We start from the raw sequence: 23,600 nt of genomic DNA, 5'->3' as shown, positions 1-23,600 counted from the left end.
ATGGCAACCCTTCCCGCCGCTGGCACCTGACTGATCCAGCCCAAGCGGGAATTTTTTTGTGTCCAGTAATAAATCATCTCTCGCGGCGCTGACTTTGGGCGCCATCGGCGTCGTCTACGGCGACATCGGAACCAGCGTCCTGTATGCCATCAAGGAAGTCTTCGGCTCCGGGCACGTCGCGTTTACCCCTGACAACATTTACGGCATCCTGTCCATCTTCTTCTGGACGCTGACCGTCATTGTTTCGATCAAGTACGTGTTGCTGGTGCTGCGTGCCGACAACAACGGCGAGGGGGGGCTGGTCGCCATGCTGGCGCTGGCCTCGCAGGCGGTCAAGGACAAGCCGGAGCTGCGGCGTGTTCTCCTGATCATCGGCATTTTCGGCACCTCGCTGTTTTACGGCGACGGCGTGATCACGCCCGCCATCTCGGTGCTGTCGGCGGTCGAGGGCCTGGAGATCATCTCGCCGGCCTTCAAGCAGTACGTGATCCCGGCCACGCTGGTGATCCTGTTTGCGCTCTTTGCCGTGCAAAAGCGCGGTACCGCCGGCATTGGCAAGTTTTTTGGCCCGATCACCCTGGTCTGGTTTGCCGTGCTGGCAGTGCTGGGCGCGGCGCAGATCATCACCAACCCCATCATTCTCAAGGCACTGAGCCCGCATTACGCCGTGATGTTCATGTGGTTCAACCCGGGGACGACCTTCATCATTCTCGGCGCGGTGGTGCTGTGCGTGACGGGCGCCGAGGCCTTGTATGCCGACCTCGGCCACTTCGGCAAGAAGCCGATTCGCCTGGCCTGGTTTGCCGTGGTCATGCCTGCCCTGACCCTGAATTATTTCGGCCAGGGCGCGCTGTTGCTGAGCAACCCGGAAGCCGTGAAAAACCCTTTTTACCTGATGGCTCCGGATTGGGCGCTGTTGCCGCTGGTGCTGCTGGCCACCATGGCGACGGTGATCGCCTCGCAGGCGTTGATCACGGGGGCCTTCAGTGTGACCAAGCAGGTGATCCAGCTGGGTTACCTGCCGCGCCTGAACATCCAGCACACCAGCGTACGCGACACCGGGCAGATCTACATTCCCCTGGTGAACTGGGGCCTGTTTGTCACCATCGTGCTGGCCGTGGTGATGTTCCGCTCGTCGAGCAACCTGGCGGCGGCTTACGGCATCGCTGTCACGCTGGACATGCTGATCACCACGATTTTGACTTTCTTTGTCATCCGCCACGCCTGGAAATACCCGCTGTGGCTGTGTATCGCCGCCACCGGTGTCTTCTTCGTCGTGGATTTCGCCTTCTTCGCCTCCAACCTGATGAAGCTGTTTGCCGGCGGCTGGTTCCCGCTGGCCATTGGCGGGATCATCTTCACCCTGATGATGACCTGGAAGCAGGGGCGGGCCTTGCTCAACGAGAAACTGCGAGCCGATGCGATCGACCTGCCCAGCTTCCTGGAAGCGGTGTTCATCAACCCGCCGGCCCGCGTGGAAGGCACGGCGGTGTTCCTGACCGCCGAGCCGGGCGCCGTGCCCAATGCGCTGCTGCACAACCTCAAGCACAACAAGGTGCTGCACGAGCAGAACCTGTTTGTCACGGTGCGCAACCATGAGGTGCCATGGATAGGCATGGACAAGCGGCTCGCGATCGAGTCGCTGGGCCACAACTGCTGGCAGGTGGTGATTCACTACGGTTTCAAGAATGACCCGGACCTGCCGAAGGCGCTGGAGCAGATGCGCACGCGCGGCTGCGAACTGGACGTCATGACGACCAGCTACTTCCTCTCGCGCGACGTGGTGGTGCCCACCATAGGCAGCGGCATGGCGCCGTGGCGCGAGAAGCTGTTTGCGCAGATGCACCACAACGCCAGCGGCGCGGCGGACTTCCTCAATTTGCCGAACAACTCGGTGGTGGAGTTGGGTAGCAAGATCGAGATTTGACCCTGGTATTTTATGGTTGCAGCCCTTGTCCCATGAGCGTAAGCAGCTATTGAATTAATAGCGTTGTAGCGCACCGTTCGGGCGGAGCTCGGCCTGCCCTGAGCCTGTCGAAGGGTTGAAGCCGTCTGTTGATTCCGGGGGCGGTGGTTTGCCAGCAAGCCGGGGGTTGCCCGGCGGCAACTCACTTTTCTTTTGCGTCGCCAAAAGAAAAGTAAGCAAAAGAAAAGGCGACCCGATGGTCTGGGTCCCCTGCGCTGCGCTCCGGGGCAACCTCCGGTGCTCGCCGAAAGTGGGGTCGAGCTCGAACTCGCCTTCGGCTCAAACAATCGCTCGCCCTGATCCACTTTCGGCTGCGCTCCTCGGCCCAGCCCGACGGGTGGAGGAACAAATGCGGGTGCGGGGAGACATGACACGCGTTGCGCGTCATGTCGGAGCCAAGCGGCCGTGATGTTTGCACGCGGGCGCAGCACACGCGGCCAAATGAAGTCCCCCTCCATCGCCCAGCGGGGCGAGGGCAGGGGATAGGGGTGGGAGTGGGGAGTCCGTCCTACTGTCCGGGGCAGACCGCGGACGCAGCGTGATGCCTCATGTTTTTTGCGCAACCCTGCCAAAATCCCCGGATGCAATTTTTCAGAGACCTCAACCTCTCCGCCTTCACCGCAGGCTTCGTCGCCGTCCTGGTCGGCTTCACGAGTTCAGTCGCCATTGTTTTCCAGGCGGCGCAGGCCTTCAACGCCACGCCGGAACAGATCAGCTCGTGGATGTGGGCGCTGGGCTGGGGCATGGGGCTGTGTTCTGCGATTCCTTCGCTGTGGCTGAAAAAGCCGGTCATGGTGGCCTGGTCTACGCCGGGCGCGGCGGTACTTGCCACGGCGGGGCTGGCGGGCGGGTTTTCGATGGGCGAGGCGGTGGCGGCCTTCATGGTCAGTGCGGCGCTGATCACGCTGTTTGGCGTGACCGGCTGGTTTGAAAAAGTCATGAACCGCATTCCACTGGCGATTGCGTCGGCCCTGCTGGCCGGCGTGCTGGCGCGTTTTGGCCTGCAGGCTTTTGCCGCAGCGCAGACCGCCTTGCCGCTGGTGCTGCTGATGCTGGCGATCTACCTGCTGGGCAAGCGTTTCATGCCGCGTTACGCGGTGGTGCTGACCTTGTTTGGCGCCATTGTGTTCGTGGCCGCGCGCGGCGAGATGGCCTGGTCGGCGATGAACTTTTCATTGGCCCTGCCGGTGTTTGTCGCGCCGCAGTTCACGCTGGCGGCGATTGTCAGCCTGGCGCTGCCGCTGTTCGTGGTGACCATGGCCTCGCAAAACCTGCCGGGCGTGGCGGCCATTCGGGCCGCGGGGTACGGACCCGACGCGCCGGACGGCGGCATCCCGGTGTCCAAGGTCATCACGCTCACCGGCCTGGTGACGCTGCTGCTCGCGCCTTTTGGCGGGTTTGCGCTGAACCTCAGCGCCATCACGGCCGCCATCTGCATGGGCCCCGAAGCGCACGAGGACCCGCGCAAGCGTTACACCGCAGCGGTGGCCTGTGGCGCCATCTACGTCGTGATCGGCATTTTTGGCGCTGCCGTGACCGGCCTGCTCACGGCTTTCCCCAAGGAACTGGTGGTGGCAATTGCCGGGCTCGCCTTGCTGGGCACGATAGGCAGCGGCCTGGCGCTGGCGGTGCGCGACGAGTCGCACCGCGAGGCCGCGCTGATCACTTTTCTGGTCACGCTGTCGGGCGTGGCCATTGCCGGCATCGGCTCGGCCTTCTGGGGCGTGGTGGCCGGCGCGATGGCGCTATTTGTACAACAATACCGGCAGCGCGCTGCCTGAGCAGTCACCACCCCTTTTACTGATGGACCCCGCTCATGGATATTCTCTTCATTGCCGACCCGCTGGCCTCTTTCAAGATCTACAAGGACACCACCTTCGCGATGATGCGCGAGGCGCAGCGGCGCGGCCATCGCATCAGCGCCTGCGAACAGCAGGACCTGATGTGGCAGCGCGGCGCACCCGTGATGGCCCATGTGCGCGACATCACGCTGACCGGCGACACGCAGGAGTGGTTCACCGAGCGCGGCACGCGCCAGGTCGCGCTGAAAGACTTCGACGCCATCCTGATGCGCAAGGACCCGCCGTTCGACAGCGAGTATTTTTACGCCACCCACCTGCTGGAGCAGGCCGAGCGCGACGGCGCGCGGGTCTTCAACAAGCCGCGCGCGCTGCGCGACCACCCGGAAAAACTCGCCATCATGGAGTTCCCGCAGTTCATCGGCCCCACGCTGGTGACGCGCGACCCCGAGGACATCAAGCGTTTCCACGCCGAACACCAGGACATCATCCTCAAGCCGCTGGACGGCATGGGCGGCATGGGCATTTTCCGCGTCGGGCCCGACGGCCTGAACCTGGGCTCCATCACCGAAACGCTGAACCGCCACGGCGCGCAAAGCCTGATGGTGCAGAAGTTCCTGCCCGAGATCGTCAAGGGCGACAAACGCGTGCTGATCATCGGTGGCCGGCCCGTGCCGCACAGCCTGGCGCGCATCCCGCAGGGCAGCGAGGTGCGCGGCAACCTGGCGGCTGGCGGCAAAGGCGTGGCGCTGCCCCTGTCGGCGCGCGACCGCGAGATCGCCGAGGCGCTGGGCCCCATCCTGCACAGCCGCGGCCTGCTGCTGGCCGGGGTCGACGTGATCGGCGACTGCGTGACCGAGATCAACGTGACCAGCCCGACCTGCTTCCAGGAAATTTTCGACCAGACCGGTTTCGACGTGGCGGCGATGTTTGTCGATGCGCTCGAAGCCACCCTCTAAAACAGGCAAAAACGGCGCTGGCCCACGCTGCCCATGCGGCAATGCTCCTGATTAAATAGCAATTCAGGCGCGCAGGGCGCCGTCTTCGAAGACCTTGAGCTCGCCCGGCGCAAAGGCGACCCAGTGCTCGTTGGTGGTCAGCGGCGCCGTCACCACCACCGCGACCCGGTCGGTCGGCTGTGTGTGTTCGGCAAAGTTCACGCTGAGGTCTTCATCGCTGAGCGTGGCGTGGGCAAACGGGTGTTTGCGTTCCACGTAGTACAGGCTGGTCGAGGCATGGGCCCACAAGGCCTGGCCGTTGCCGAGTAAAAAGTTGAAGGTGCCGTGTGGCGCGATCTGCGCCGCCAGTTCGCGCAGGGTCAGGGTCAGCTCGCCCACGCTGGGCACACCGGCGTGGGATTTGGCCAGCTCCTGCATGATCCAGCAAAACGCGCGTTCGCTGTCGGTCGTGCCCACCGGCCGGAAGCTGCCGTGCAGGCGCGGTGAAAAATCCTTGAGATCGCCGTTGTGCGCGAACACCCAGTAGCGGCCCCACAGCTCCCGCACGAAGGGGTGGCAGTTTTCCAGCGCCACCCGTCCCTGCGTGGCCTTGCGGATGTGGGCAATGACGTTGCGGCTCTTGATCGGGTAGCGCCGTATCAGTTCGGCCACGGGTGAGGCGCACGCCGACTGGTGGTCGACAAAATGGCGCAGGCCCTTGTCGCTGCCGCCGCCGCTGCCGTCGCCTTCAAAAAAGGCGATGCCCCAGCCGTCCGTGTGTTCGCCGGTGTTGCCGCCGCGTTGCGCAAAACCGCTGAAGCTGAAGGTCACGTCGGTCGGCGTGTTGCAGTTCATGCCGAGGAGTTGGCACATGATTCAGGACCTGTTGGAAGAAGCCAGCGGCACTTCGCGCAGGCGCCAGGCCGCCACCAGCGCCAGCGCGCACAGCGCAGCCAGCATCATGAAGGACTCGTTGAACGCGGCCAGCCGCGCCGGGCTGGTCGCGGCCTGCGTCAGCGAATCGCCATGCGCCGCGAGCCGCCATTCCAGCACGATGCCGCACAGGCTCACGCCGATGGCGCCGCCCAGCATGCGCACGAAGTTGATGGCGCTCGACCCTTGTGAAATCAGGCTGTGGTCGAGCGCCCGCAAGGAGCCGAGGTTGAGCGACGGCAAGATGAAACCCAGCCCGATGCGGCCCAGGATGGCCCAGAGCACCAGCACCCAGATGGCGCTGGTCAGCGTCACCGTCAGCATCAGCGCAAACGACAGGGCCAGCAGCGCCAGCCCGATGCTCACCAGCAAATAGGTGGGGTGGCGGTCGGCCAGCCGGCCCACCAGCGCAATCGTGACCGCCAGCACAAAACCGGCGGGCAGCAGGATGGTGCCGACATAGGAGGCCGACAGGCCCAGCCCCAGCTGCATGTAGACCGGCAGCAGGTAGGTGGAGCCAAACAGCGCCGTGCCGTAGATGAAGGCCACGATGCTGCCCATCGCAAACGTCCGGTAGCCGAACAGCGCCAGATTCATCAGCGGTTCGCGCCCGGTGGCGGCCATGCGCCGCTGCCAGGCCAGAAACGCCACCAGCGCCAGCGCCGCGCCGCCCAGCAGCAAGGCCGCTTGCAGCGCCGAGCCGCCATGCAGGGCCACCATGCCGTTGAGCAGGCACAGGGTGCCGGCGCCGCCCAGCAGCAGGCCGCGCCAGTCCAGGGTGGCGCCCTTGCGGTTCGGCGCGACGCCGCCTGGCGAGGTGACCGGCACATAGCGGTAGGCCATCCACAACGAGGCCAGGCAAAACGGGATCACCATGAAAAAAATCGAACGCCAGCCGAACAAGTCGACCAGCACGCCACCCAGGCTGGGGCCGATGGCCGGTGCCAGCACCACGCCCATGCCGAAGATGCCGCTGGCGCGCCCCTGTTCGTGCGGCGCGAAGGCCCGCATGATGATGATGGCCGGAATCGGCTGCACCACGCCGGCCGCCAGGCCCTCGGCCACACGCGCGCCCAGCACCAGCGCGAAGCTGTTGGCAAAGCCGCCGACGATGCCGCCGGCCAGCAGCAGCAGCATGGTGCCCACATAGGTGCGGCGGTAGCCATAACGTGCCAGCAGCCAGGGCGTGGTCAGCATGGAGACCGTCATCGCCACCATGAAGCCCGAGGTGACCCATTGCGCCCGCTCCTGGCCCAGGGTGAAGTGCTGGCTCATGTCGGGAATCGCCACGTTGACGATGGTCGAGGACATGATGGAGGCCATCGTGCCTGTCATCACCGAGAGCAGCAGCAGCCAGCGGTAACGCGCGCCGTAACGCGCCTGCATCTCGTCCAGCGTGGAAGGGCGGCTCACGACCGGCTTTGCTCCGCCGCGGCGCAACGAACTGGCATCAGTCGCGCGGTTCGGACCAGAGCTTGCCGCCGGTGGACCAGTTCTCGCGCTTGATGTCGGTGATGATCACATCCACCGAATCGGGCGCGCCGCCCAGGATGTCGACACTGACGCGGGTGATCTCGGCGACCAGCTTTTTCTTCTGCTCGATGGTGCGGCCTTCCATCATTTCGACGTGGTAGGTGGGCATGGTTTTCCTTTGAATTGATGTGAACCGGTGCCCTGATGATAAAAGCCAGGCGGGCGCATGCCATTTTTTGTCGGCAAAGACTGACAGAAGGACAAGGCGGGCGGGTGCCCGGACGGCTTGGCGAACATGGGAAACTTCAAAGGAAACGGCCCGCCGGCACCACCGGCCTGTCGCCCTTGTTCACCGCGTCAGGCGCTTCGAGAAATTCCCTTGTTCAACGACAGCCCTTCCTCCGCCCCCGCCCATCTGCCGCGTCTGGCCGGCCGTGCCTACCACTGCCAGTGCGGCTGTCCCGTGTTTTTCAGGAACAGCACCTGCCTGGCCTGCGGCACGGCGCTGGGTTACGACCCGGCGCAGGCCAGCCTCCTGCCCCTGATGCCGGGCGAGCAGCCCGACACCTGGGTCGCGTGGCAGTCCGAGGGCGGCCGTGCGCCGGGGCCGGACGGCGCTGCGCAGCCCGACACAGCGGCGGTATACCTCCGCTGCGCCAACCTGCATACCCCGGCGGCCTGCAACTGGCTGGTGCCGGTCAGCCATGACCAGCCCCAACTGCTGCTGTGCCAGGCCTGTCGCCTCAACCGCACGATTCCCGACCTGAACGACCCGGCGCACCCGGACAACGGCGAACTGTGGGGCAACATCGAGCTGTCCAAGCGGCGCCTGGTGTCGGCGCTGCTGGTGCTGGGCCTGCCGGTGGCGTCGCGGGCGAGTGAGGACAGCGAACACGGCCTGATGTTCGACTTCCTGCGTTCCCCCGACTTCGGTCCGCACATCATGACCGGGCACGACACCGGGCTCATCACCCTCAACCTCAACGAAGCCGACGACGCCACGCGCGAGGCCACACGCAAGGCCATGCATGAGCCTTACCGCACCTTGCTGGGCCACTTCCGCCACGAGGTCGGCCACTACTACTGGGACCGCCTGGTTGCCGGCACGTCCTGGCAGCAGGATTTCCGGGCGCTGTTCGGCGATGAAAGCCAGGATTACCTGGCCAGCCTGCAGGCCAATTACGAGCAGGGGCCGCGGCCGGACTGGGCGCTGCACTACGTGAGTGCGTACGCCAGCGTGCATCCCTGGGAAGACTGGGCCGAGTGCTGGGCCCACTACCTGCACATGCGCGACACCGTCGACACGGCCCTGAGTTTTGGCCTGTCGGCCGAAAGCGCCCAGCTGGAGTTCACGCCCTTCACGCTGGATGCGCTGTACCAGCCGGATCACCCGGGGGCGCAGGTGTTCCTGGACTTCCTGAACCAGTGGACCCGGCTGACCACGCTGCTCAACGAAATGTCGCGCGCCATGGGGCAGCCCGACTTTTACCCCTTTGTGCTGCCGCGCGAAGTGGTGGCCAAGCTGCATTTCATCCACCTGGTGGTGACTTCCGTCCGCGACGGGGCAGGCGATGGACAGGGACAGGATCAGGGCCAGCAGCAAAGCCGGCCCTGATCAAAAAACGCTCTGGCCCAGTATCCGTGGACGCAAGCAGCTCCTGATTTCATAGCGATCGGCTGGCCGATGCGGCCCGGGGCAGCTATTCGAGCGCCTGCACGGACAAACCGTGCTGTTCGGAAAACGCCTTCAGGATGCTTGCAATCTGCCTGTCCTGCAAGCTGGTTACCAGCTCGACTATCTTGTGGCCGCTGCCCTGGTGGCTGTCGCTGACGGCCACCGTGGCCGCGCTGTCGTCAGCGGCAAACAGCGCCTGCAGCGTCGGACCCAGCGAGGCCATCAGCTGCGTGCGTTGTGCCTTGGGCGCGGGTGTCGGCCGGGTAGTGGATGTCAAACGAAAAATTGGTTTTCTGGCTCATCCTGATCCTTCGTGTCCGTCGGGAAGCTTCCAGTGTGCCTGCACGCCGACCCGCTGGCGTGGGACAGGGGCGCGCCCTGCCGTCGGCGGCCTGGCTCCCCTAAGCTTCCCCGGCGAGGTCTTTCATTTCCCAGGCGATGCGCCCCAGCTCGGCTTTGAGCTGCAGGCGCGCCGCGTCGTCCAAGCCGGCCAGGCTTCTGGCCAGGTTCACGCGGCGCGGTGAAATGGCCGGGCCGCGGGAGGCAAACACAATCGCGTTGCTTTTTTCTGCGGCCATGACTTCGACCGCGTTGCCGCTGAAGCTGCGGTGGATGCGGCCGGCCAGCACCGGGTAATCGGGGTGGTCGTGGTGCAGGTTGACCGCCAGCACACCGTCCTCGCCCAGGGCGGCAAAGCAGTCGTCATAAAAACGCTGGGAGCACAGCGCCGCAGGCTGGCCGTCCTGGTCGAAACCGTCGACCAGCAGCACATCGAAGGCCGGCGCTGCGGCCTGCAGGTAAAGCGCGCCGTCGGCGGCGATCACCGCAAACCGTTCGTCGTCGTCGGGAATCTGGAACTCGCGCCGCAGGGCGATCACATGCGGGTTGATCTCGAGCACGGTCATGCGCGAGGCCGGCAACTGCCGGTGGCAGAACTTGGCCAGCGAGCCGCCGCCCAGCCCGATCATGCCGATATGGGCCGGCGCGGGCTGGAACAGCAGAAAACCCATCATGGTCCGGGTGTAGTCCAGGTCCAGCCGCCAGGGCTGGTGCATGAGCATGCGGCTTTGCAGCTCACCCAGCGTGAAATGCAGCGACTTCGATGCGCCGTCCTCCCGCACAAAGGGTTTGACGTACTGCAGCGACTGAAAATCATCGGACGCCAGTGTCACAGCGACCTCGCGATCTTGCGCAGGTCCAGCGCAACCGCCGGCAGGGCCATCGCCACCAGCAGCAGGGCGATCGGCAGGGTGGCGCTGAAGCCCATGGCCTTGAAGGCGACGGCGCCAAACAGGCCGCCCGAAAAAAACAGCCCGAGCAGGGTGGCATGGATGAATAGCTTGTCGGTGTTGGCCGCGACAAACTGGATGCTGTTGGCCTTTTTCGACTGGTTCCAGTAGATCAGGCGCCCCAGCTCGATGCCCAGGTCGGTGATGACCCCGGTCATGTGGGTGGTGCGGATCTCGGCGTTCGAGATCTTGGTGATGATGGCGTTTTGCAGGCCCATGATGAAGCACAGCAGCAGCACCGCCGTCGGTACCAGCAGGGTGGCAAAGGAGTTCAGGTTGGCGCCCACCAGGCCGAACATCAGCAGCAGCACCGCCTCCAGCAGCAGGGCCAGCGCGTACTTGCTGCGCAGTTCCTGGCGCCTCGCCCAGCTGATGAGCAAGGTGGTGGTGATGGCCCCGCCGATAAACGCCGCCAGGCTCACCAGGCCGGCCAGCGCCAGGCCGATGCTGCCGACCACCAGGTCGTCGGCGATGGACGAGACGATGCCCGTCATGTGCGAGGTGTAGCGCTGCACGGCGAGAAAGCCGCCGGCATTGATGGCCCCGGCCACAAACGCCAGGATGCCGCCAAACTGCCGGTTGCTGCGGCGCGTGCGTTCCCTGGCGGTGAGTCGAAGCAGAAATTTGAACAAGATGGACCTCTGCCATGCAAGAAGCATGACAGTGGACATTATGGTGCGGGGAACCGCCGACGCCGGCGCTGGCTGCAAGATTTTTTGTGAAATCGGCTTCCGGCCCGCAAATGGCGGGCGCAGGGTGCTATTGAATTTGTAGCGTACCGGGGGTGGGGCCCGGGATGGGCCGGCAAGCCTGCGCTAAGCGGCACGGCCTTGCGGGTCCAGCGGCGCGGCGTCCTTGACCAGGTGGTCCAGCGCGTGGGCCACCACGCCGTGGGTATCGACGGGACGCATCAGCCTGTCCCTGATCAGGCGTTCGCAACTGCGTTTGGTCATCGAGTGGGGCTGGCCGCCGTGGCTGACGAACATGAACAGGGTGCCGCGGTTGCTGGCCCAGATCAGCTGCGCGCGCAGCCAGTGGCGCCGGGAGTAGATATCCACCCAGCTGCCTTCGCGCAGGCCCATCAGGATATCTTCGGGCTGGCGCGCGCCATCGCCGGCGGCGTCTGCCGGGGTGTCAGCAGCGCCGCTGTCGGGCGCTTCGGAGGCCGGGATGTCATCCTCCGGCGTGGCGCCCAGCGCTGCCGGGCCGGACGTCAGGGTATTGTCAAAGCCGGCCTTGTCGAGTTCCTGCGGCGCCAGCCAGGGCTGGCCGGCCGCCTTGGCTTTGCGCTGCTCGGGGGTGGCGGGCAGGAGGTCGCTCAGGTCGCTCAGGTCGGACAAGTCGGTTTCGCCCATGCCCACTTCGAGTGGGGCGTTGTCCGATTCGACGGCGTCGCGCCGGCTGCGGACGCGGCGCAGCTTGAGCACCGGGTGGTGCAGTCTTTCCATGGCGTCGAAAAACGCCCCGGTCTCGCCCGGGTCCAGCCCCAGTGCTGCCAGGCCGGCCTGCAGCTTGCCGAGCAGGCCGGGAATCATGGCGATGAGTTTGCCCGGGCGCTTGAGCGTGGCCTCGCGTTTGACGCTCCACAGCAGGTCGGTCACCAGCGAGCCGTAACCCTGGGGGTCGATCTGGCGCGCGGTGTCGGTCAGCCGGGCATGCGCCATCACCAGCGCCCACGGCCCGAACAGGAAGTCCAGCACCACCCCGGGCACCTGGTCCAGGTCGGCGCGCAGGCTCATGTCCAGCGCAATCTGGTCGGCCTGCGCCTGCCGCTCTTCGGCAAACTGCATGGTCTGGCGCATGGTGCCGCGCAGATCGCGCTCGTGCTGGTCCTGCTCGTCCCACAGCGCCTGCAGTTCGCCCAGCGCGGCGCCGAAGGGCCGGGCGTCCTCGATCTCAAGGGCGTTGAGCCCGTTGAAGGCCTCGGTCAGCGAATGGAAAAAAACGTCGAACGCCGGGCTGTGTTCGTCGTTGTACTTGAAGCTGCGTTGCGCCACACGTTCCATCAGGCGACGCGCGGGGTGGTTTTCCTCGCTGAAAAAGTGCGAGTCCACCATGGCCAGGCGCAGCAGCGAAGGCTCCAGCGCCACAATCGCCTCGCGCACCGGCACCAGCAGGCGCGGGTCCTGCGCGACTTGGGTCACGAGTTTTTTCACCACCTCCATGCCCAGCACCTGGCCGACACGGGTGGCGTCTTTGTGGAGCTGCGTGCGCACCATCGCGCGCTCGCGGGCACGGCCGTAGACGCCCCAGACCTGCGAGCTGAGTTGGCTCAGCACGTCCACGATGCGTGACGGGTTGTCCGGCTCCTCGTCGGCGTCCTGCGCCGGCAGCGCCGGGCGGCGCGGGTCGCTGCGGGTGCCGCAGTAGCTTCGGTCGTCAGCTTCGGCCTCGGCCTGCAGCGCCGCCTGTGCCGAGTCGGGCGTGCCCTTCAGCGCGATCAGTTCTTCTTCAATGGTGGCGTAGTAGGCCGGCGCCAGCCCATGGTCGGCCTTGCTGCCGCCGCGAAACAGGAAGTCCTGGAGCAGCGCGTCCTTGACGTCGTCGTTGGACAGGTCCGCGTATTGCGACGGCACCCGGGTGAAGGGTTCGTCCGAGGCGTAACCGATGCCGGCGGGACCGCCTTGCACGCCTGGCCCGGCGCCGGGCTTGTTGTCGCCAATAGGGGTGCCGGCTGCGGCGCTGCCCGGCTTTTTGCCGGCGCGGGCGGGCGTCTGCAGCACCCGGTAACTGGCGGCCCGCACCTGGGCCAGTTCCAGCACATTGATCAGGCGTTCGTAGATGCGTTTTAGTTCGCGCCCCAGGGGCTCGCCGAGGTGCTTGATCCACAGCGTGCTGATCGCGGGCGCCACCGGCGCGCCCAGCAGCAGGGTGCGCAGCGTCTGCGCAAAAACCTCGGGCCGCACCGGGTTGGCCTGCGCGCGGACAGTGACCAGCCCCTGCGCCGAACTCATCAGGCCATCCAGTTCGGCCAGCACCTGCTCGACCGTGGGGGCGACCTGCTGCAGCAGCCGCGCGGACTCGATGCCTTGCTCGACCTCGGTGTCGTCAATCAGCGAGAACCTGTCGGCGCCCGCCAGCGCAGGCACCGGGGTGCGCGTCGCGACCGGCTGCGCAGCCGGCTTTGCGGGCTGGTGGAAGGCCGCCAGCAGGGCCGCGGGGTATTGCGCACACCAGCCGTCGCGGTGGCGCAGCAGTTCGCGCCAGGCCAGTGCCACCTCGTCGCGCTCAGCGACTTTCAGGCTTTGGGTGTCTGTCAGCTGCAGCGCCGCCACCGCGTGGTCAATACAACGTTCAAGCGCCGGCTTGGCGGCTTGGGCAGCCTCCTGCAGACAGCGGAGTAAGACGTCGGCTTGTTGCGATGCCATGGTGGAGGGCGATGTGGTTAAGAGAGAGGCGTGGGCCTGAAGAGCTGTCAAGTCAATGGTGGGGGGGAAATCCCGGTTCACCCGACCCCGAAGTGTGGTCTGAACTGGCGGGATGCTGCTGGAAATGCAGAAGTATCTTGTAACGATTTCTAACGCACTGCGCAGCAAAGAGACGCTGCTTACATTCCGACAGCCTGGCCGCAACCGCCGGTGCCTTCCGGGGGCCGCTTTTCGCGCGGATGACCCGGGCGGCGGGGGTGTGCAGGCAAATCCGCCATGAGCCCAACAGGAACGGTCGCCTGCAGCTATGTTTTGCATAGCGAATCGGGGGCAACCCGTGCAGTTGCTGCAGCCTTTCGGCTGGCGCTCACTGTTGGTGCGTGGCCGGGCCCGAACGGCCAAAGCCACAACAAACCGTTGCAGTTTGTTGTGGCTTTGCAGGGGGGCGGCGCTGCCGGCCTGGCAGCCCCGCCCGTGGGTCGGTTCAACCCGGGATCAGTTGGGCACCAGCACCTTGTTGACCACGTGGATCACGCCGTTGGATTGGTAGACGTTGGCAATGCTGACCATCGCCGTGCCGCCTTTTTCGTCGGTCACCATCACATTGGAGCCGCTGGCCGTGACCACCAGGCTGTCGCCGCTGGCGGTGGTCAGGGTAGCCCGGCCATTGCCGGCCATCACGCGCTGGCTCAGGGCAGCAGCGTCGAGCTTGCCGGGCACCACGTGGGCCGTCAGGATTTTTGTCAGCAGGGCCTTGTTCTCGGGCTTGAGCAGCGTGGCGACGGTGCCGGCCGGCAGGGCGTCAAACGCGGCATTGGTCGGTGCAAACACGGTGAACGGGCCGGGGCTCTTGAGCGTGTCGACCAGGCCGGCAGCCTTGACGGCGGCCACCAGTGTCGTGTGGTCCCTGGAATTGACGGCGTTGTCAACGATGTCCTTGGTCGGGAACATGGCGGCGCCGCCGACCATGACCGAGGGGCCACCGGACATCTGGCTGCCGGACATGCCACCGGCACAAGCGCTGAGCAAAACGGCAACGCCGGCTGCAATCAGTAGTTTTTTCATAGTGAGACTCCTGTTAAGGGTTGTTGGTCTGTGGAATCCGCCACAGCGCGTCAGCGTGTTGTCCGCCTGGAAGGAATACGCCCGGAATGCCCCGCTGGATTCAAGGGTCAATCTTCACAGCGCCGTGGACCCGCCCCAGGGAACAAAATCGGGCCGGGTGAGGTCAAAGTTTTTGCAGCGGAGCTTTTTTTCCCGCTGTCAGGAGGTGTCACCATGGAGCAACTGAAACACTGGCAAGACCCGGTCAATGCCTTGTTGGGTCTCTGGGTCCTTCTTTCACCCTGGGCGCTGGGTTTCCAGGATGAGCGGATGATCATGCTGAACGCGGTCATCGTCGGCGCGGCGCTGGTCGCCGTGGCACTGGGAGCCATTTTTGTCCCGCGCGCCTGGGAGGAGTGGACCGAAGGAGCGCTGGGCTTGTGGCTGGTCGTCTCGCCCTGGGTTCTCGGGTTCACCACGCATGAACAGGCCACACTCAATGCGGTGGCGGCCGGCTTGGCCATTGCCGTCCTGGCCCTGTGGACGCTGCTAACCGACAAGGACTACAGCGGCTGGATGCGCGACCGGACGGTGCGCTGAGCGGTCAGCGGCGGGCTGTGGCTGGCTGAGGCCGGTTGCGGTGAGGTGACAACCACAGCGCATCGCGCTGTGGTGGGAGGGTGTTGGTCCGGGCCCGTTGCAGCCCTGCAATGAAAAACGGCGTCCGAAGACGCCGTGGAGATGGGTTTGTGTATCAAATCCTGCCCCGGCCCTGATAGAGCGGAGGCAGCTATTGATTCAGTAGCGGGTCAAGCGTTGCCGGCCTTCACCTTCAGGCGCCACGCATGCAGCAGCGGCTCGGTGTAGCCGCTCGGTTGCTCCAGGCCCTTGAACACCAGGTCACACGCTGCCTTGTAGGCTGCTGAAGTGTCGAAGTGGCCGGCCATGGGCTGGTACAGCGGGTCGCCGGCGTTCTGCTTGTCCACCACGGCGGCCATGCGTTCAAAGGTTTCCTTCACCTGCGCTTTCGTCACCACGCCATGCAGCAGCCAGTTGGCCATGTGCTGGCTGGAGATGCGCAGGGTAGCGCGGTCTTCCATCAGGCCGACGTTGTGGATGTCGGGCACCTTGGAGCAGCCCACGCCCTGGTCGATCCAGCGCACCACATAACCGAGGATGCCCTGGGCGTTGTTGTCGAGTTCCTGCTGTTTCGCCTCGGCGCTCCAGTCGGGCGTGGCCGTGACGGGAACCTGCAGCAAACCGTTCAGCAGGGCATTGCGCTCCTTGTTGGCGCCGACTTTTTCGAGGTCTTTCTGTACCTTGCTGACCTTGACCTGGTGGTAGTGCAGCGCATGCAGCGTCGCGCCGGTCGGGCTGGGCACCCAGGCAGTGTTGGCGCCGGCTTTGGGGTGGGCAATCTTCTGCTCCATCATGGCTTTCATGAGGTCGGGCATGGCCCACATGCCCTTGCCGATCTGCGCCTTGCCGCGCAGGCCGCAGGACAGGCCCACCAGCACGTTGTTCTTCTCGTAAGCCGCAATCCAGGCGCTGCTTTTCATGTCGCCCTTGCGGATCATGGGGCCGGCGTACATGGCGGTGTGCATCTCGTCGCCGGTGCGGTCCAGGAAGCCGGTGTTGATGAAGGCCACGCGGCTTTTGGCCGCGGCGATGCAGGCTTTCAGGTTGACGCTGGTGCGGCGCTCTTCGTCCATGATGCCGAGCTTGACGGTGCTGTCGGGCAGCCCCAGCATTTTTTCGACACGGCTGAACAGCTCGGCGGCAAAGGCGACTTCGGCCGGGCCGTGCATCTTGGGCTTGACGATGTAGACCGAGCCCTTGCGCGAGTTCTTGATGCCTTTTTTGCCCTTGCGCTTCAGGTCGTGAATCGCGATCGTCGTGGTGACGACGGCGTCGAGGATGCCTTCGGGAATTTCTTTCGTCGAGCCGTCGGCGGCAGTGTAGAGGATGGCCGGGTTGGTCATCAGGTGGCCGACGTTGCGCACAAACATCAGCGAGCGGCCGTGCAGGGTGACGGGTTTTCCCTTGGGCGAGGTGTACTCGCGGTCCGGGTTCAGGCCGCGGGTGAAGGTCTTGCCGTCCTTGGTGACGCTTTCGGTCAGCGTGCCCTGCAGAATGCCCAGCCAGTTGCTGTAGGCCAGCACCTTGTCGTCGGCATCGACCACCGCCACCGAGTCCTCCAGATCCAGAATGGTGGAGAGCGCCGCTTCCACCACCAGGTCGCTCACGCCGGCCGCATCGCTTTTGCCGATCGGCGTGCTGCGGTCGATGCGGATGTCGATGTGCAGGCCGTTGTGCTGCAACAGCACCGACGACGGCGCCGAGGCCTTGCCCTGGTAACCGACGAGCTGGCTCGCGTCGGCCAGTGTGGTGGTTTTGCCGCCCTGGAGGGCGACGACCAGCTTGCCGCCCCGAAGTGCATACCCGGTCGAATCGATGTGCGAGCCCTTGACCAGCGGCGCGGTGCGGTCCAGCACATAACGTGCGTACTCGATCACCTTGGCGCCGCGCACCGGGTTGTAGCCCTTGCCTTTTTCAGCGCCGGTGTCTTCGGAGAGCACGTCGGTGCCGTACAGCGCGTCGTACAGCGAGCCCCAGCGCGCATTGGCCGCGTTCAGCGCATAACGCGCATTCAGGATGGGCACCACCAGTTGCGGGCCGGCCTGTTTGGCCAGTTCGGCATCCACATTGCCCGTGGTGATCGTGATTTTCTTCGGCTGGGGCACCAGGTAGCCGGTTTTTTCCAGAAAGGCGCGGTAGGCCTTCATGTCGGCAATCGGTCCGGGGTTGGCTTTGTGCCAGCTGTCCATCTCGGTCTGCAGGCGGTCGCGCTCGGCCAGCAGGGCGATGTTTTTCGGAGCCAGGTCTGCCACGATGGCGTCAAAACCCTTCCAGAAGGCGGCACGGTCCACGCCGGTGCCGGGCAGGACCTGGTCATCGACAAAGCGTTGCAAAACCGTGGCCACCTGCAGGCCGTGGAGCGATGTGCGTGGGGTTGTTGTCGTCATGGGGGAACCTCAAAAAAGGGCAAAAAAGAAGGAAAAAGAAAAAAGAAGGTCGAAACAGTGAAACGGATTATCCCGCCGGGAAGAAACCCAGCACGTCGCGCAGATTGCTGCCGGTGCGCGACGGCTGTGTACCCAGCTCCTCGAAGGGCAGGGCATAACGGTTGACCCAGAGTGTCTGGTAGCCGTACCAGGTCGCGGCCAGCGCGTCCCAGCTGTTGCAGCTGACAAAGGCGATCTGCGCCGCGGCCAGCCCCGTGGCCTGCGGCCCGAGCGCATAGGCCTCGGGGTGGGTCTTGTATTTGCGGATGCTGTCGACACTGAGCACATGGTCGAGCAGGTCCCCGAGCCCGGCGGACTTGACGGCCACGTCCAGCATCGAAGGATCGCCGTTGGACAGAATGCCGGTGACGATGCCGCGTTTTTTCAAGGCCTGCAGCACCTCGCGGTTTTCCGGAAAGGCCGACAGGTGGCGGTACTGGTTCATCAGCCGCTCTTCGCGTTCGGCCGTCAGGTCCAGGCCCAGGCGTTTGCAGGCGTAACGCAGGCCGGCGCGGGTCAGGTCCCAGAAGGGCTGGTAAAACTGGCCGCCATTGCTGGTGGTGACCAGCCGGGTGTATTCAATCTGCTTGTCGCGCCAGAGCACACCCAGCGCCTGGCCCTGACCCGGAAACAGTTGCTCCGCCAGCAGGCCCACGCTGTACACGTCGAACAGCGTGCCGTAGGCATCAAAAAGAACAGCCCGTGGCACGACGCGCCCGGTTTTGGGTTTTTCCATGGTCAGACTGTATTTGATACTTCGACAAAGATTAATTGATTAATAAGCGATTTATCCATGACAAATTTGCGGGTAATTTGTCAGCCTGAGTGGCGCCGCATAATTTGCAGTTCATGAGCCGAGTGGTCGGCCCACCACCGTTTTATCAAGGATTCCACCGTGTCCGAGCCTTCCCCGCCGCCGCCAGCGGCTTCCGGCCCCACCGCGCCCGCCACGCCCCTGCCGCTGGCCGGCCTGCGCGTGATCGAGTTCACCCACATGGTGATGGGCCCGACCTGCGGCATGGTGCTGGCCGATCTGGGCGCGGAGGTCATCAAGGTCGAGCCGCTGGGTGGCGACAACACGCGCCGCTTGCTGGGCTCGGGCGCCGGGTTTTTTGCGCTGTTCAACCGCAACAAGAAAAGCATCGCCCTGGACCTGCAGACACCGCAGGGCCGGGAGATTGCGCTCAAGCTGGTGGCAACCGCCGATATCGTCAGCGAGAACTTCAAGCCCGGCACCATGCAGAAGCTGGGGCTCGACTACGCCAGCCTGTCGAAACTCAACAAAGGCCTGATTTACGTCAGCCACAAGGGCTTTTTACCCGGCCCGTATGACCACCGCACCGCGCTCGACGAGGTGGTGCAGATGATGGGCGGCCTGGCCTACATGACGGGCCGGCCCGGCGACCCGCTGCGCGCGGGCACCAGCGTCAACGACATCATGGGCGGCATGTTCGGTGCCATCGGCGCCATGGCGGCGCTGGCCGCGCGCGCCAAAACCGGCAAGGGCCAGGAGGTGCAGGCCGCGCTGTTTGAAAACAATGTGTTCCTCGTGGCCCAGCACATGATGCAGTTTGCCGTGACCGGCCAGCCGGCCGCGCCCATGCCGGGCCGCATCTCGGCCTGGGGCATTTACGACGTGTTCACCGTGCACGGCGGCGCACAGATCTTTCTGGCCGTGGTCAGCGACACGCAGTGGCAGCTGTTTTGCGACGCCTTCGGGTTTGCCGACCTGCGCGCCGACCCGCGGCTGGACCGCAACAACGACCGCGTGCGTGCACGCGACTGGCTGCTGCCGCAGCTGCGCGAACGCCTGGCGCCGCGAACGGCGGCCGAACTCAGCGCGTTGTTCGAGCAGCACGGCCTGCCGTTTGCGCCCATCACGCGGCCCGAGGACTTGTTTGAGGACCCGCATTTGCAGCAGACCGGCGGTCTGGCGCCCTTGAGACTGCCGGACGGGCGGGAGACCCACGTGCCGCTGCTGCCCCTGACGCTGGGCGGCGAGCGCCCCGGTGTGCGCCTGAACCCGCCCCGGCTGGGCGAACACACCTTGGTATTGCTGCAGGAACTCGGCTATGCCGAGGCGGACATCCAGGCCCTGCAGGGCGGGAAGATTGTTGCGGGATAAGTAGGTGGCGCGCGCCGGGCTGGCGGCCGCCTGCGCCTCTATACTGCCGAAATGAACCAGTCAGTACATTCCGTGCGTCCGGCGAAGCCGGTGGCCAAAACCGCGGTTCGCGAAACCACCCGCACCAACGATCCGGCCCGGACCATGGCCGGGATTCTCGAAGTGGCGACCGTGGAGTTCGCCAGCAAGGGGCTCAGCGGCGCGCGCATCGACGAGATCGCGGCGGCCACGCGCACCAGCAAGCGCATGATCTATTACTACTTCGGCAGCAAGGAGGGCCTGTACATCGCGGTGCTCGAGGAAGCCTACCGCCGCATGCGCAGCATCGAGGCCGAACTGCACCTTGAAGACCTGCCGCCCGAAGAGGCCTTGCGCAGGCTGGTGGGCTTCACCTTCGACCATCACCATGACAACCAGGACTACATCCGGCTCGTGATGACCGAGAACATGGAGCGCGGCGCCTACCTGGCGCAGAGCAAAAGCATCCAGCAGCTCAACGTGCCCGCGATCCAGGCCATCCGCAAGCTCTACGACCGCGGCGTGGCCTCCGGGGTGTTCCGGCCCGGCCTGGATCCGATCGACATCCACGCCTCGATCTCGGCCCTGACCTTTTTCAATGTGTCCAACCAGCACACCTTCGGCCTGATCTTCAAGCAGGATGCCCGCTCCCCGCAGGCGGTGGCCGCGCGGCGCGAGAGCGTCATCGAGATGGTCGTGCGCTTCGTTCGCGCTTAAGCGGCCCCCGGCGCCCGGCCAAGGGTAAATACTGATTTATAGAAACTAACTAGTTCGTACATTAATGACTTCGGGCGTTATCTGCAGCGCCTGCAGGAGACATTCATGGTCCGGAAAGTCATCAACAGCTATTGCCAGCTTCTGTCCTGGCTGATGGCTGCCAGCCTCGCGCTCATGGTGGTGCTGGTGTTCACCAATGTGGTCTTGCGTTACGCCTTCAACTCCGGCATCGCGGTCTCCGAGGAACTGTCGCGCTGGCTGTTCGTCTGGCTGACCTTTCTGGGCGCCATCGTCGCACTCCACGAGCGCGCCCACCTGGGCACGGACATGCTGGTGGCCCGCTTGCCGGTGCTGGGCAAGAAAATCTGCCTGGGTCTGGGGCATGTCCTCATGCTGTTCATCTGCTGGCTGCTTTTCAGGGGCACCCTTGACCAGGTCAAGATCAACTGGGACTCCACCAGTGCGGCGATGGAAGTGTCCATGGCGCTGTTTTACGGCTGTGGCCTGGTGTTTGCCGTTTCGGGTGCGCTGATCCTGCTCAGCGATTTGTGGCGCCTGCTCACGGGACAGCTCACCGGCGAAGAGCTGGTCGGCATTCGGGAAAACGAAGAAGTGCCTCACGAAGAGCAACCGCTCGCCCGCTAGCCGCAGGAACACCGCATGACCATCGCCATTTTCCTGGGTTCCCTGCTCGCCGCCATGGCGCTGGGCATTCCCATCGCCTTTTCCCTGCTGCTGTGCGGGGCCGCGCTGATGTGGCACCTCGACATGTTTGACGCGCAGATCCTGGCGCAGAACGTGATCAACGGTGCCGACAGCTTTCCGCTGCTGGCCGTGCCCTTCTTCATGCTCGCCGGCGAGGTGATGAACGCGGGCGGCCTGTCGCGCCGCATCGTCAACTTCGCCATGACGCTGGTGGGCCACATCAAGGGCGGTCTGGGTTATGTGGCCATCGTGGCCGCGGTCATGATGGCTGCCCTGTCGGGCTCGGCCGTCGCCGATGCCGCGGCGCTCTCGGCACTGCTGCTGCCGATGATGGTGGCGGCCGGCCACGACAAGGCGCGTTCCGCCGGCCTGCTGGCCTCGGCCAGCATCATCGCGCCCATCATCCCACCCAGCATCGGCTTCGTGATCTTTGGCGTGGCCGCCAACGTGTCCATTTCAAAACTGTTCATGGCGGGCATTGCGCCCGGCATCATGCTCGCCGCGGCGCTCTGGTTGACCTGGTGGTGGGTGGCGCGCAAGGAAGCCGTTGCGGTTCCGGCGCGCAAGTCCCGCGCCGAGGTCCTTGCCGCCTTCGGGGACGCCACTTTTGCACTGGTGCTGCCGGTGATTGTGGTGGTCGGCCTCAAATTCGGTGTGTTCACGCCCACCGAAGCGGCGGTGGTGGCCGCTGTGTACGCGCTGCTGGTCTCCACGCTGATCTACCGGGAGCTCAAGCTGAGCCAGCTGTACGGCCTGTTTCTCGCGGCGGCCAAAACCACGGCGGTGATCATGTTCCTGGTGGCGGCGGCCATGGTGTCGGCCTGGCTGATCACGGTGGCGCAGTTGCCGGCGCAGGTGGTGACGCTGCTGCAGCCGCTGCTGGACAGCCCCAAACTGCTGATGATGGCCATCATGCTGCTGGTGATGGTGGTGGGCACGGCGATGGACATGACGCCGACCATCCTGATCCTGACACCGGTGCTGATGCCCATTGTCAAGGCCGCGGGCATCGACCCGGTTTACTTCGGCGTGCTGTTCATCATCAACAACGCGATCGGCCTGATCACCCCGCCGGTGGGCACGGTGCTCAACACCGTCGCCGGTGTCGGCAAGGTCAGCATGGACGAGGTGACCCGCGGTGTCTGGCCCTTCATGCTGGCTCAGTTCTCGGTCATGTTCCTGATGGTGCTGTTCCCCCAGATTGTCATGGTGCCCGCGCGCTGGTTCTATGGCTGAAAACATGTCGTCCCCACGCTTGGCGCTTCGTTGGCTGCGCTGTTCCTCTGGGGGGCGCGGCTGGCTTGGAACAGCCCGGCACCGATCCTGATTCCCGTGGCGCAGGGCGTGTCTGGTACGCCAGGTCCTGCACCCTCCCTGTTTGCGTACTTTGAACTTTCCCGAGGAGACAAACATGAAACGTCTGATGATCAAAACCCTGGTGGCTGCCGCTGCCCTGGCCGCCTTCGGCCTGGCTTCTGCCCAGGACATCAAGGAGCGCACGATCAAGTTCGCCCACCAGAACCCCAAGGGCCACCCCATCGTGATGGGCATGGAGAAGTTCGCCGAGATCGTCACCGCCAAATCGGGCGGCAAGATCAAGGTCAACCTGTTCCCCGGCGGCGTGCTCGGCGGTGATGCGCCCAACGTGTCGGGCCTGCAGGGCGGCACCATTGAAATGGTAGTGCTGAACTCCGGCATCCTGGCCAGCCAGGCCAAGGAGTTCGCGGTGTACGACTTCCCCTTCCTGTTTGCCAATGCGAAGGAAGCCGATGCCGTGGTGGACGGCGCCTTCGGCAAGAAGATGCACGACAAGCTGCAGGAAAAAGGCATGGTGGGTCTGGCCTACTGGGAACTGGGCTTTCGCAACATGACCAACAGCAAACGCGCCATCAACAAGGTGGAAGACCTGGCCGGCCTGCGGATCCGCGTGATTCCCAACCCCATCAACCTGGACTGGGTCAAGGCGCTCGATGCCAACCCCACACCCATGGCTTTCCCCGAGGTCTACGCTGCGCTGGAATCCAAGGCGCTGGACGGCCAGGAGAACCCGCTGAGCACCATCCTGGCCAACAAGTTCGCCGAGGTCCAGAAACACCTGACCCTGACCAACCACGTTTACAACCCGCAGTCGGTCATCATCAGCAAGAAGTTCTGGGACACCTTGAGCAATGACGAGAAAAAACTGCTGGCCGACGCTGCCGTCGAAGCCGGCAAGTACCAGCGCCAGGCGTCGCGCGATGCGGCAGGCGCCACGCTGGAAGCCCTCAAGAAGGCCGGCATGCAGGTCACCGAATTGCCGCCCGCCGAAATGGCCAAGCTGCGCGACCGGATGAAGCCGGTGATCGCCAAGTACTCCGGCGGTGTGGGTGAGTCCACGGTCAATGAACTGATGGCCGAGCTGGCCAAGCTGCGTAAATAAGTAAGAAGAAGGCGCCTGCGCGTCCGGGGCCTGGCCCCGGACGCCGGGCCTCACCGATGTCCCCTT

20 protein-coding genes are annotated in these 23,600 nt (G+C 64.8%); 10 read left to right on the top strand and 10 right to left on the bottom strand.

Going from position 1 to position 23,600, the window contains the following annotated elements; all coding sequences use genetic code 11:
• Positions 1 to 58 precede the first annotated feature (58 nt).
• The 3 genes from B7G52_RS04760 (at position 59) to gshB (ending at position 4,724) form a co-directional block, all read left to right on the top strand.
• A complete protein-coding gene (locus B7G52_RS04760; RefSeq protein ID WP_096696499.1) occupies positions 59 to 1,927 on the top strand; it encodes a potassium transporter Kup in 1,869 nt (622 codons plus the stop codon).
• Between the two features lie 620 nt (positions 1,928 to 2,547).
• Positions 2,548 to 3,747: a benzoate/H(+) symporter BenE family transporter gene (locus B7G52_RS04755; protein ID WP_096696557.1), complete on the top strand. Its 1,200-nt coding sequence runs from the start codon at positions 2,548 to 2,550 to the stop codon at positions 3,745 to 3,747.
• A gap of 35 nt (positions 3,748 to 3,782) precedes the next feature.
• Positions 3,783 to 4,724, top strand: coding sequence for a glutathione synthase (gshB, locus tag B7G52_RS04750; RefSeq protein ID WP_096696498.1), 942 nt, complete (start codon positions 3,783 to 3,785; stop codon positions 4,722 to 4,724).
• A gap of 63 nt (positions 4,725 to 4,787) precedes the next feature.
• Here gshB and B7G52_RS04745 read toward each other — a convergent pair whose 3' ends face one another.
• Genes B7G52_RS04745 through B7G52_RS04735 form a run of 3 tightly spaced genes read right to left on the bottom strand, consistent with a single transcriptional unit; the run spans position 4,788 to position 7,278 of the window.
• Positions 4,788 to 5,576 carry a class II glutamine amidotransferase gene (locus B7G52_RS04745; protein WP_096696497.1) on the bottom strand — a complete coding sequence of 263 codons (789 nt, stop codon included), beginning with the start codon at positions 5,574 to 5,576 and terminating at the stop codon, positions 4,788 to 4,790.
• A 3-nt stretch (positions 5,577 to 5,579) separates the two neighbouring features.
• Complete coding sequence (locus B7G52_RS04740) at positions 5,580 to 7,049, bottom strand: MFS transporter (protein WP_371328993.1); 1,470 nt, start codon at positions 7,047 to 7,049, stop codon at positions 5,580 to 5,582.
• A 37-nt stretch (positions 7,050 to 7,086) separates the two neighbouring features.
• Positions 7,087 to 7,278 (bottom strand): 4-oxalocrotonate tautomerase, encoded by a 192-nt coding sequence (locus tag B7G52_RS04735; RefSeq protein ID WP_096667635.1) that lies wholly within the window; start codon positions 7,276 to 7,278, stop codon positions 7,087 to 7,089.
• Positions 7,279 to 7,488: 210 nt separating this feature from the next.
• Between B7G52_RS04735 and B7G52_RS04730 the strand changes: the two genes are divergently transcribed.
• Positions 7,489 to 8,724 (top strand): putative zinc-binding metallopeptidase, encoded by a 1,236-nt coding sequence (locus B7G52_RS04730; RefSeq protein WP_240523320.1) that lies wholly within the window; start codon positions 7,489 to 7,491, stop codon positions 8,722 to 8,724.
• A gap of 85 nt (positions 8,725 to 8,809) precedes the next feature.
• On the opposite strand, the gene B7G52_RS04725 is transcribed toward B7G52_RS04730, so the two are convergent.
• The 5 genes from B7G52_RS04725 to B7G52_RS04705 form a co-directional block, all read right to left on the bottom strand.
• Positions 8,810 to 9,061 (bottom strand): hypothetical protein, encoded by a 252-nt coding sequence (locus B7G52_RS04725; protein WP_141397382.1) that lies wholly within the window; start codon positions 9,059 to 9,061, stop codon positions 8,810 to 8,812.
• Between the two features lie 124 nt (positions 9,062 to 9,185).
• Complete coding sequence (locus B7G52_RS04720) at positions 9,186 to 9,956, bottom strand: fused MFS/spermidine synthase (protein WP_096696494.1); 771 nt, start codon at positions 9,954 to 9,956, stop codon at positions 9,186 to 9,188.
• On the bottom strand, positions 9,953 to 10,705 hold the full coding sequence (locus B7G52_RS04715; protein ID WP_371328992.1) for a YoaK family protein: 753 nt from the start codon (positions 10,703 to 10,705) through the stop codon (positions 9,953 to 9,955). Before B7G52_RS04715 ends, B7G52_RS04720 begins: the two co-directional genes overlap by 4 nt.
• A gap of 183 nt (positions 10,706 to 10,888) precedes the next feature.
• Positions 10,889 to 13,441 (bottom strand): DUF1631 family protein, encoded by a 2,553-nt coding sequence (locus tag B7G52_RS04710; RefSeq protein ID WP_096696493.1) that lies wholly within the window; start codon positions 13,439 to 13,441, stop codon positions 10,889 to 10,891.
• Positions 13,442 to 13,936: 495 nt separating this feature from the next.
• Positions 13,937 to 14,506 carry a fasciclin domain-containing protein gene (locus B7G52_RS04705; protein ID WP_096696492.1) on the bottom strand — a complete coding sequence of 190 codons (570 nt, stop codon included), beginning with the start codon at positions 14,504 to 14,506 and terminating at the stop codon, positions 13,937 to 13,939.
• A 213-nt stretch (positions 14,507 to 14,719) separates the two neighbouring features.
• Between B7G52_RS04705 and B7G52_RS04700 the strand changes: the two genes are divergently transcribed.
• Positions 14,720 to 15,085: an SPW repeat protein gene (locus B7G52_RS04700; RefSeq protein WP_096696491.1), complete on the top strand. Its 366-nt coding sequence runs from the start codon at positions 14,720 to 14,722 to the stop codon at positions 15,083 to 15,085.
• A gap of 209 nt (positions 15,086 to 15,294) precedes the next feature.
• Here B7G52_RS04700 and B7G52_RS04695 read toward each other — a convergent pair whose 3' ends face one another.
• Both B7G52_RS04695 and B7G52_RS04690 read right to left on the bottom strand, forming a co-directional pair.
• The gene (locus tag B7G52_RS04695; protein ID WP_096696490.1) at positions 15,295 to 17,511 is read right to left on the bottom strand and encodes a malate synthase G; all 2,217 of its coding nucleotides are present in this window, start codon (positions 17,509 to 17,511) and stop codon (positions 15,295 to 15,297) included.
• Positions 17,512 to 17,578: 67 nt separating this feature from the next.
• A complete protein-coding gene (locus B7G52_RS04690) occupies positions 17,579 to 18,286 on the bottom strand; it encodes a haloacid dehalogenase type II (protein WP_096696489.1) in 708 nt (235 codons plus the stop codon).
• A 159-nt stretch (positions 18,287 to 18,445) separates the two neighbouring features.
• On the opposite strand from B7G52_RS04690, the gene B7G52_RS04685 reads away from it, so the two are divergent.
• The 5 genes from B7G52_RS04685 to B7G52_RS04665 all read left to right on the top strand — a co-directional run bounded on the left by B7G52_RS04685 (position 18,446) and on the right by B7G52_RS04665 (position 23,534).
• Positions 18,446 to 19,675, top strand: coding sequence for a CaiB/BaiF CoA-transferase family protein (locus B7G52_RS04685; protein ID WP_096696488.1), 1,230 nt, complete (start codon positions 18,446 to 18,448; stop codon positions 19,673 to 19,675).
• A 51-nt stretch (positions 19,676 to 19,726) separates the two neighbouring features.
• Positions 19,727 to 20,410, top strand: a complete 684-nt coding sequence (locus B7G52_RS04680; RefSeq protein ID WP_096696487.1) for a TetR/AcrR family transcriptional regulator — start codon at positions 19,727 to 19,729, stop codon at positions 20,408 to 20,410.
• A 105-nt stretch (positions 20,411 to 20,515) separates the two neighbouring features.
• Entirely contained in the window at positions 20,516 to 21,055 is a 540-nt protein-coding gene (locus tag B7G52_RS04675) for a TRAP transporter small permease (RefSeq protein WP_096696486.1), read from the top strand.
• Positions 21,056 to 21,070: 15 nt separating this feature from the next.
• Positions 21,071 to 22,351: a TRAP transporter large permease subunit gene (locus B7G52_RS04670; RefSeq protein ID WP_096696485.1), complete on the top strand. Its 1,281-nt coding sequence runs from the start codon at positions 21,071 to 21,073 to the stop codon at positions 22,349 to 22,351.
• 175 nt (positions 22,352 to 22,526) lie between these two features.
• Positions 22,527 to 23,534 carry a TRAP transporter substrate-binding protein gene (locus tag B7G52_RS04665; RefSeq protein ID WP_096696484.1) on the top strand — a complete coding sequence of 336 codons (1,008 nt, stop codon included), beginning with the start codon at positions 22,527 to 22,529 and terminating at the stop codon, positions 23,532 to 23,534.
• The last annotated feature ends 66 nt before the right edge of the window (positions 23,535 to 23,600 follow it).

The sequence above is a fragment of the Polaromonas sp. AER18D-145 genome (genome assembly GCF_002379095.1).
In the GTDB taxonomy this organism is placed as follows: domain Bacteria; phylum Pseudomonadota; class Gammaproteobacteria; order Burkholderiales; family Burkholderiaceae_C; genus Polaromonas.
Note: the sequence above shows the minus strand (reverse complement) of the source record. Positions and strands in the feature narration are given on the sequence as shown.

What these genes read in the sequence shown, in the direction of transcription:
- gshB (WP_096696498.1), top strand. Translation starts at nt 3,783, where the DNA reads ATGGATATTCTCTTCATTGCCGACCCGCTGGCCTCTTTCAAGATCTAC.
- B7G52_RS04680 (WP_096696487.1), top strand. Translation starts at nt 19,727, where the DNA reads ATGAACCAGTCAGTACATTCCGTGCGTCCGGCGAAGCCGGTGGCCAAA.
- B7G52_RS04690 (WP_096696489.1), bottom strand. Translation starts at nt 18,286, where the DNA reads ATGGAAAAACCCAAAACCGGGCGCGTCGTGCCACGGGCTGTTCTTTTT.
- B7G52_RS04705 (WP_096696492.1), bottom strand. Translation starts at nt 14,506, where the DNA reads ATGAAAAAACTACTGATTGCAGCCGGCGTTGCCGTTTTGCTCAGCGCT.
- B7G52_RS04710 (WP_096696493.1), bottom strand. Translation starts at nt 13,441, where the DNA reads ATGGCATCGCAACAAGCCGACGTCTTACTCCGCTGTCTGCAGGAGGCT.
- B7G52_RS04735 (WP_096667635.1), bottom strand. Translation starts at nt 7,278, where the DNA reads ATGCCCACCTACCACGTCGAAATGATGGAAGGCCGCACCATCGAGCAG.
- B7G52_RS04665 (WP_096696484.1), top strand. Translation starts at nt 22,527, where the DNA reads ATGAAACGTCTGATGATCAAAACCCTGGTGGCTGCCGCTGCCCTGGCC.
- B7G52_RS04700 (WP_096696491.1), top strand. Translation starts at nt 14,720, where the DNA reads ATGGAGCAACTGAAACACTGGCAAGACCCGGTCAATGCCTTGTTGGGT.
- B7G52_RS04755 (WP_096696557.1), top strand. Translation starts at nt 2,548, where the DNA reads ATGCAATTTTTCAGAGACCTCAACCTCTCCGCCTTCACCGCAGGCTTC.
- B7G52_RS04675 (WP_096696486.1), top strand. Translation starts at nt 20,516, where the DNA reads ATGGTCCGGAAAGTCATCAACAGCTATTGCCAGCTTCTGTCCTGGCTG.
- B7G52_RS04695 (WP_096696490.1), bottom strand. Translation starts at nt 17,511, where the DNA reads ATGACGACAACAACCCCACGCACATCGCTCCACGGCCTGCAGGTGGCC.
- B7G52_RS04670 (WP_096696485.1), top strand. Translation starts at nt 21,071, where the DNA reads ATGACCATCGCCATTTTCCTGGGTTCCCTGCTCGCCGCCATGGCGCTG.
- B7G52_RS04745 (WP_096696497.1), bottom strand. Translation starts at nt 5,576, where the DNA reads ATGTGCCAACTCCTCGGCATGAACTGCAACACGCCGACCGACGTGACC.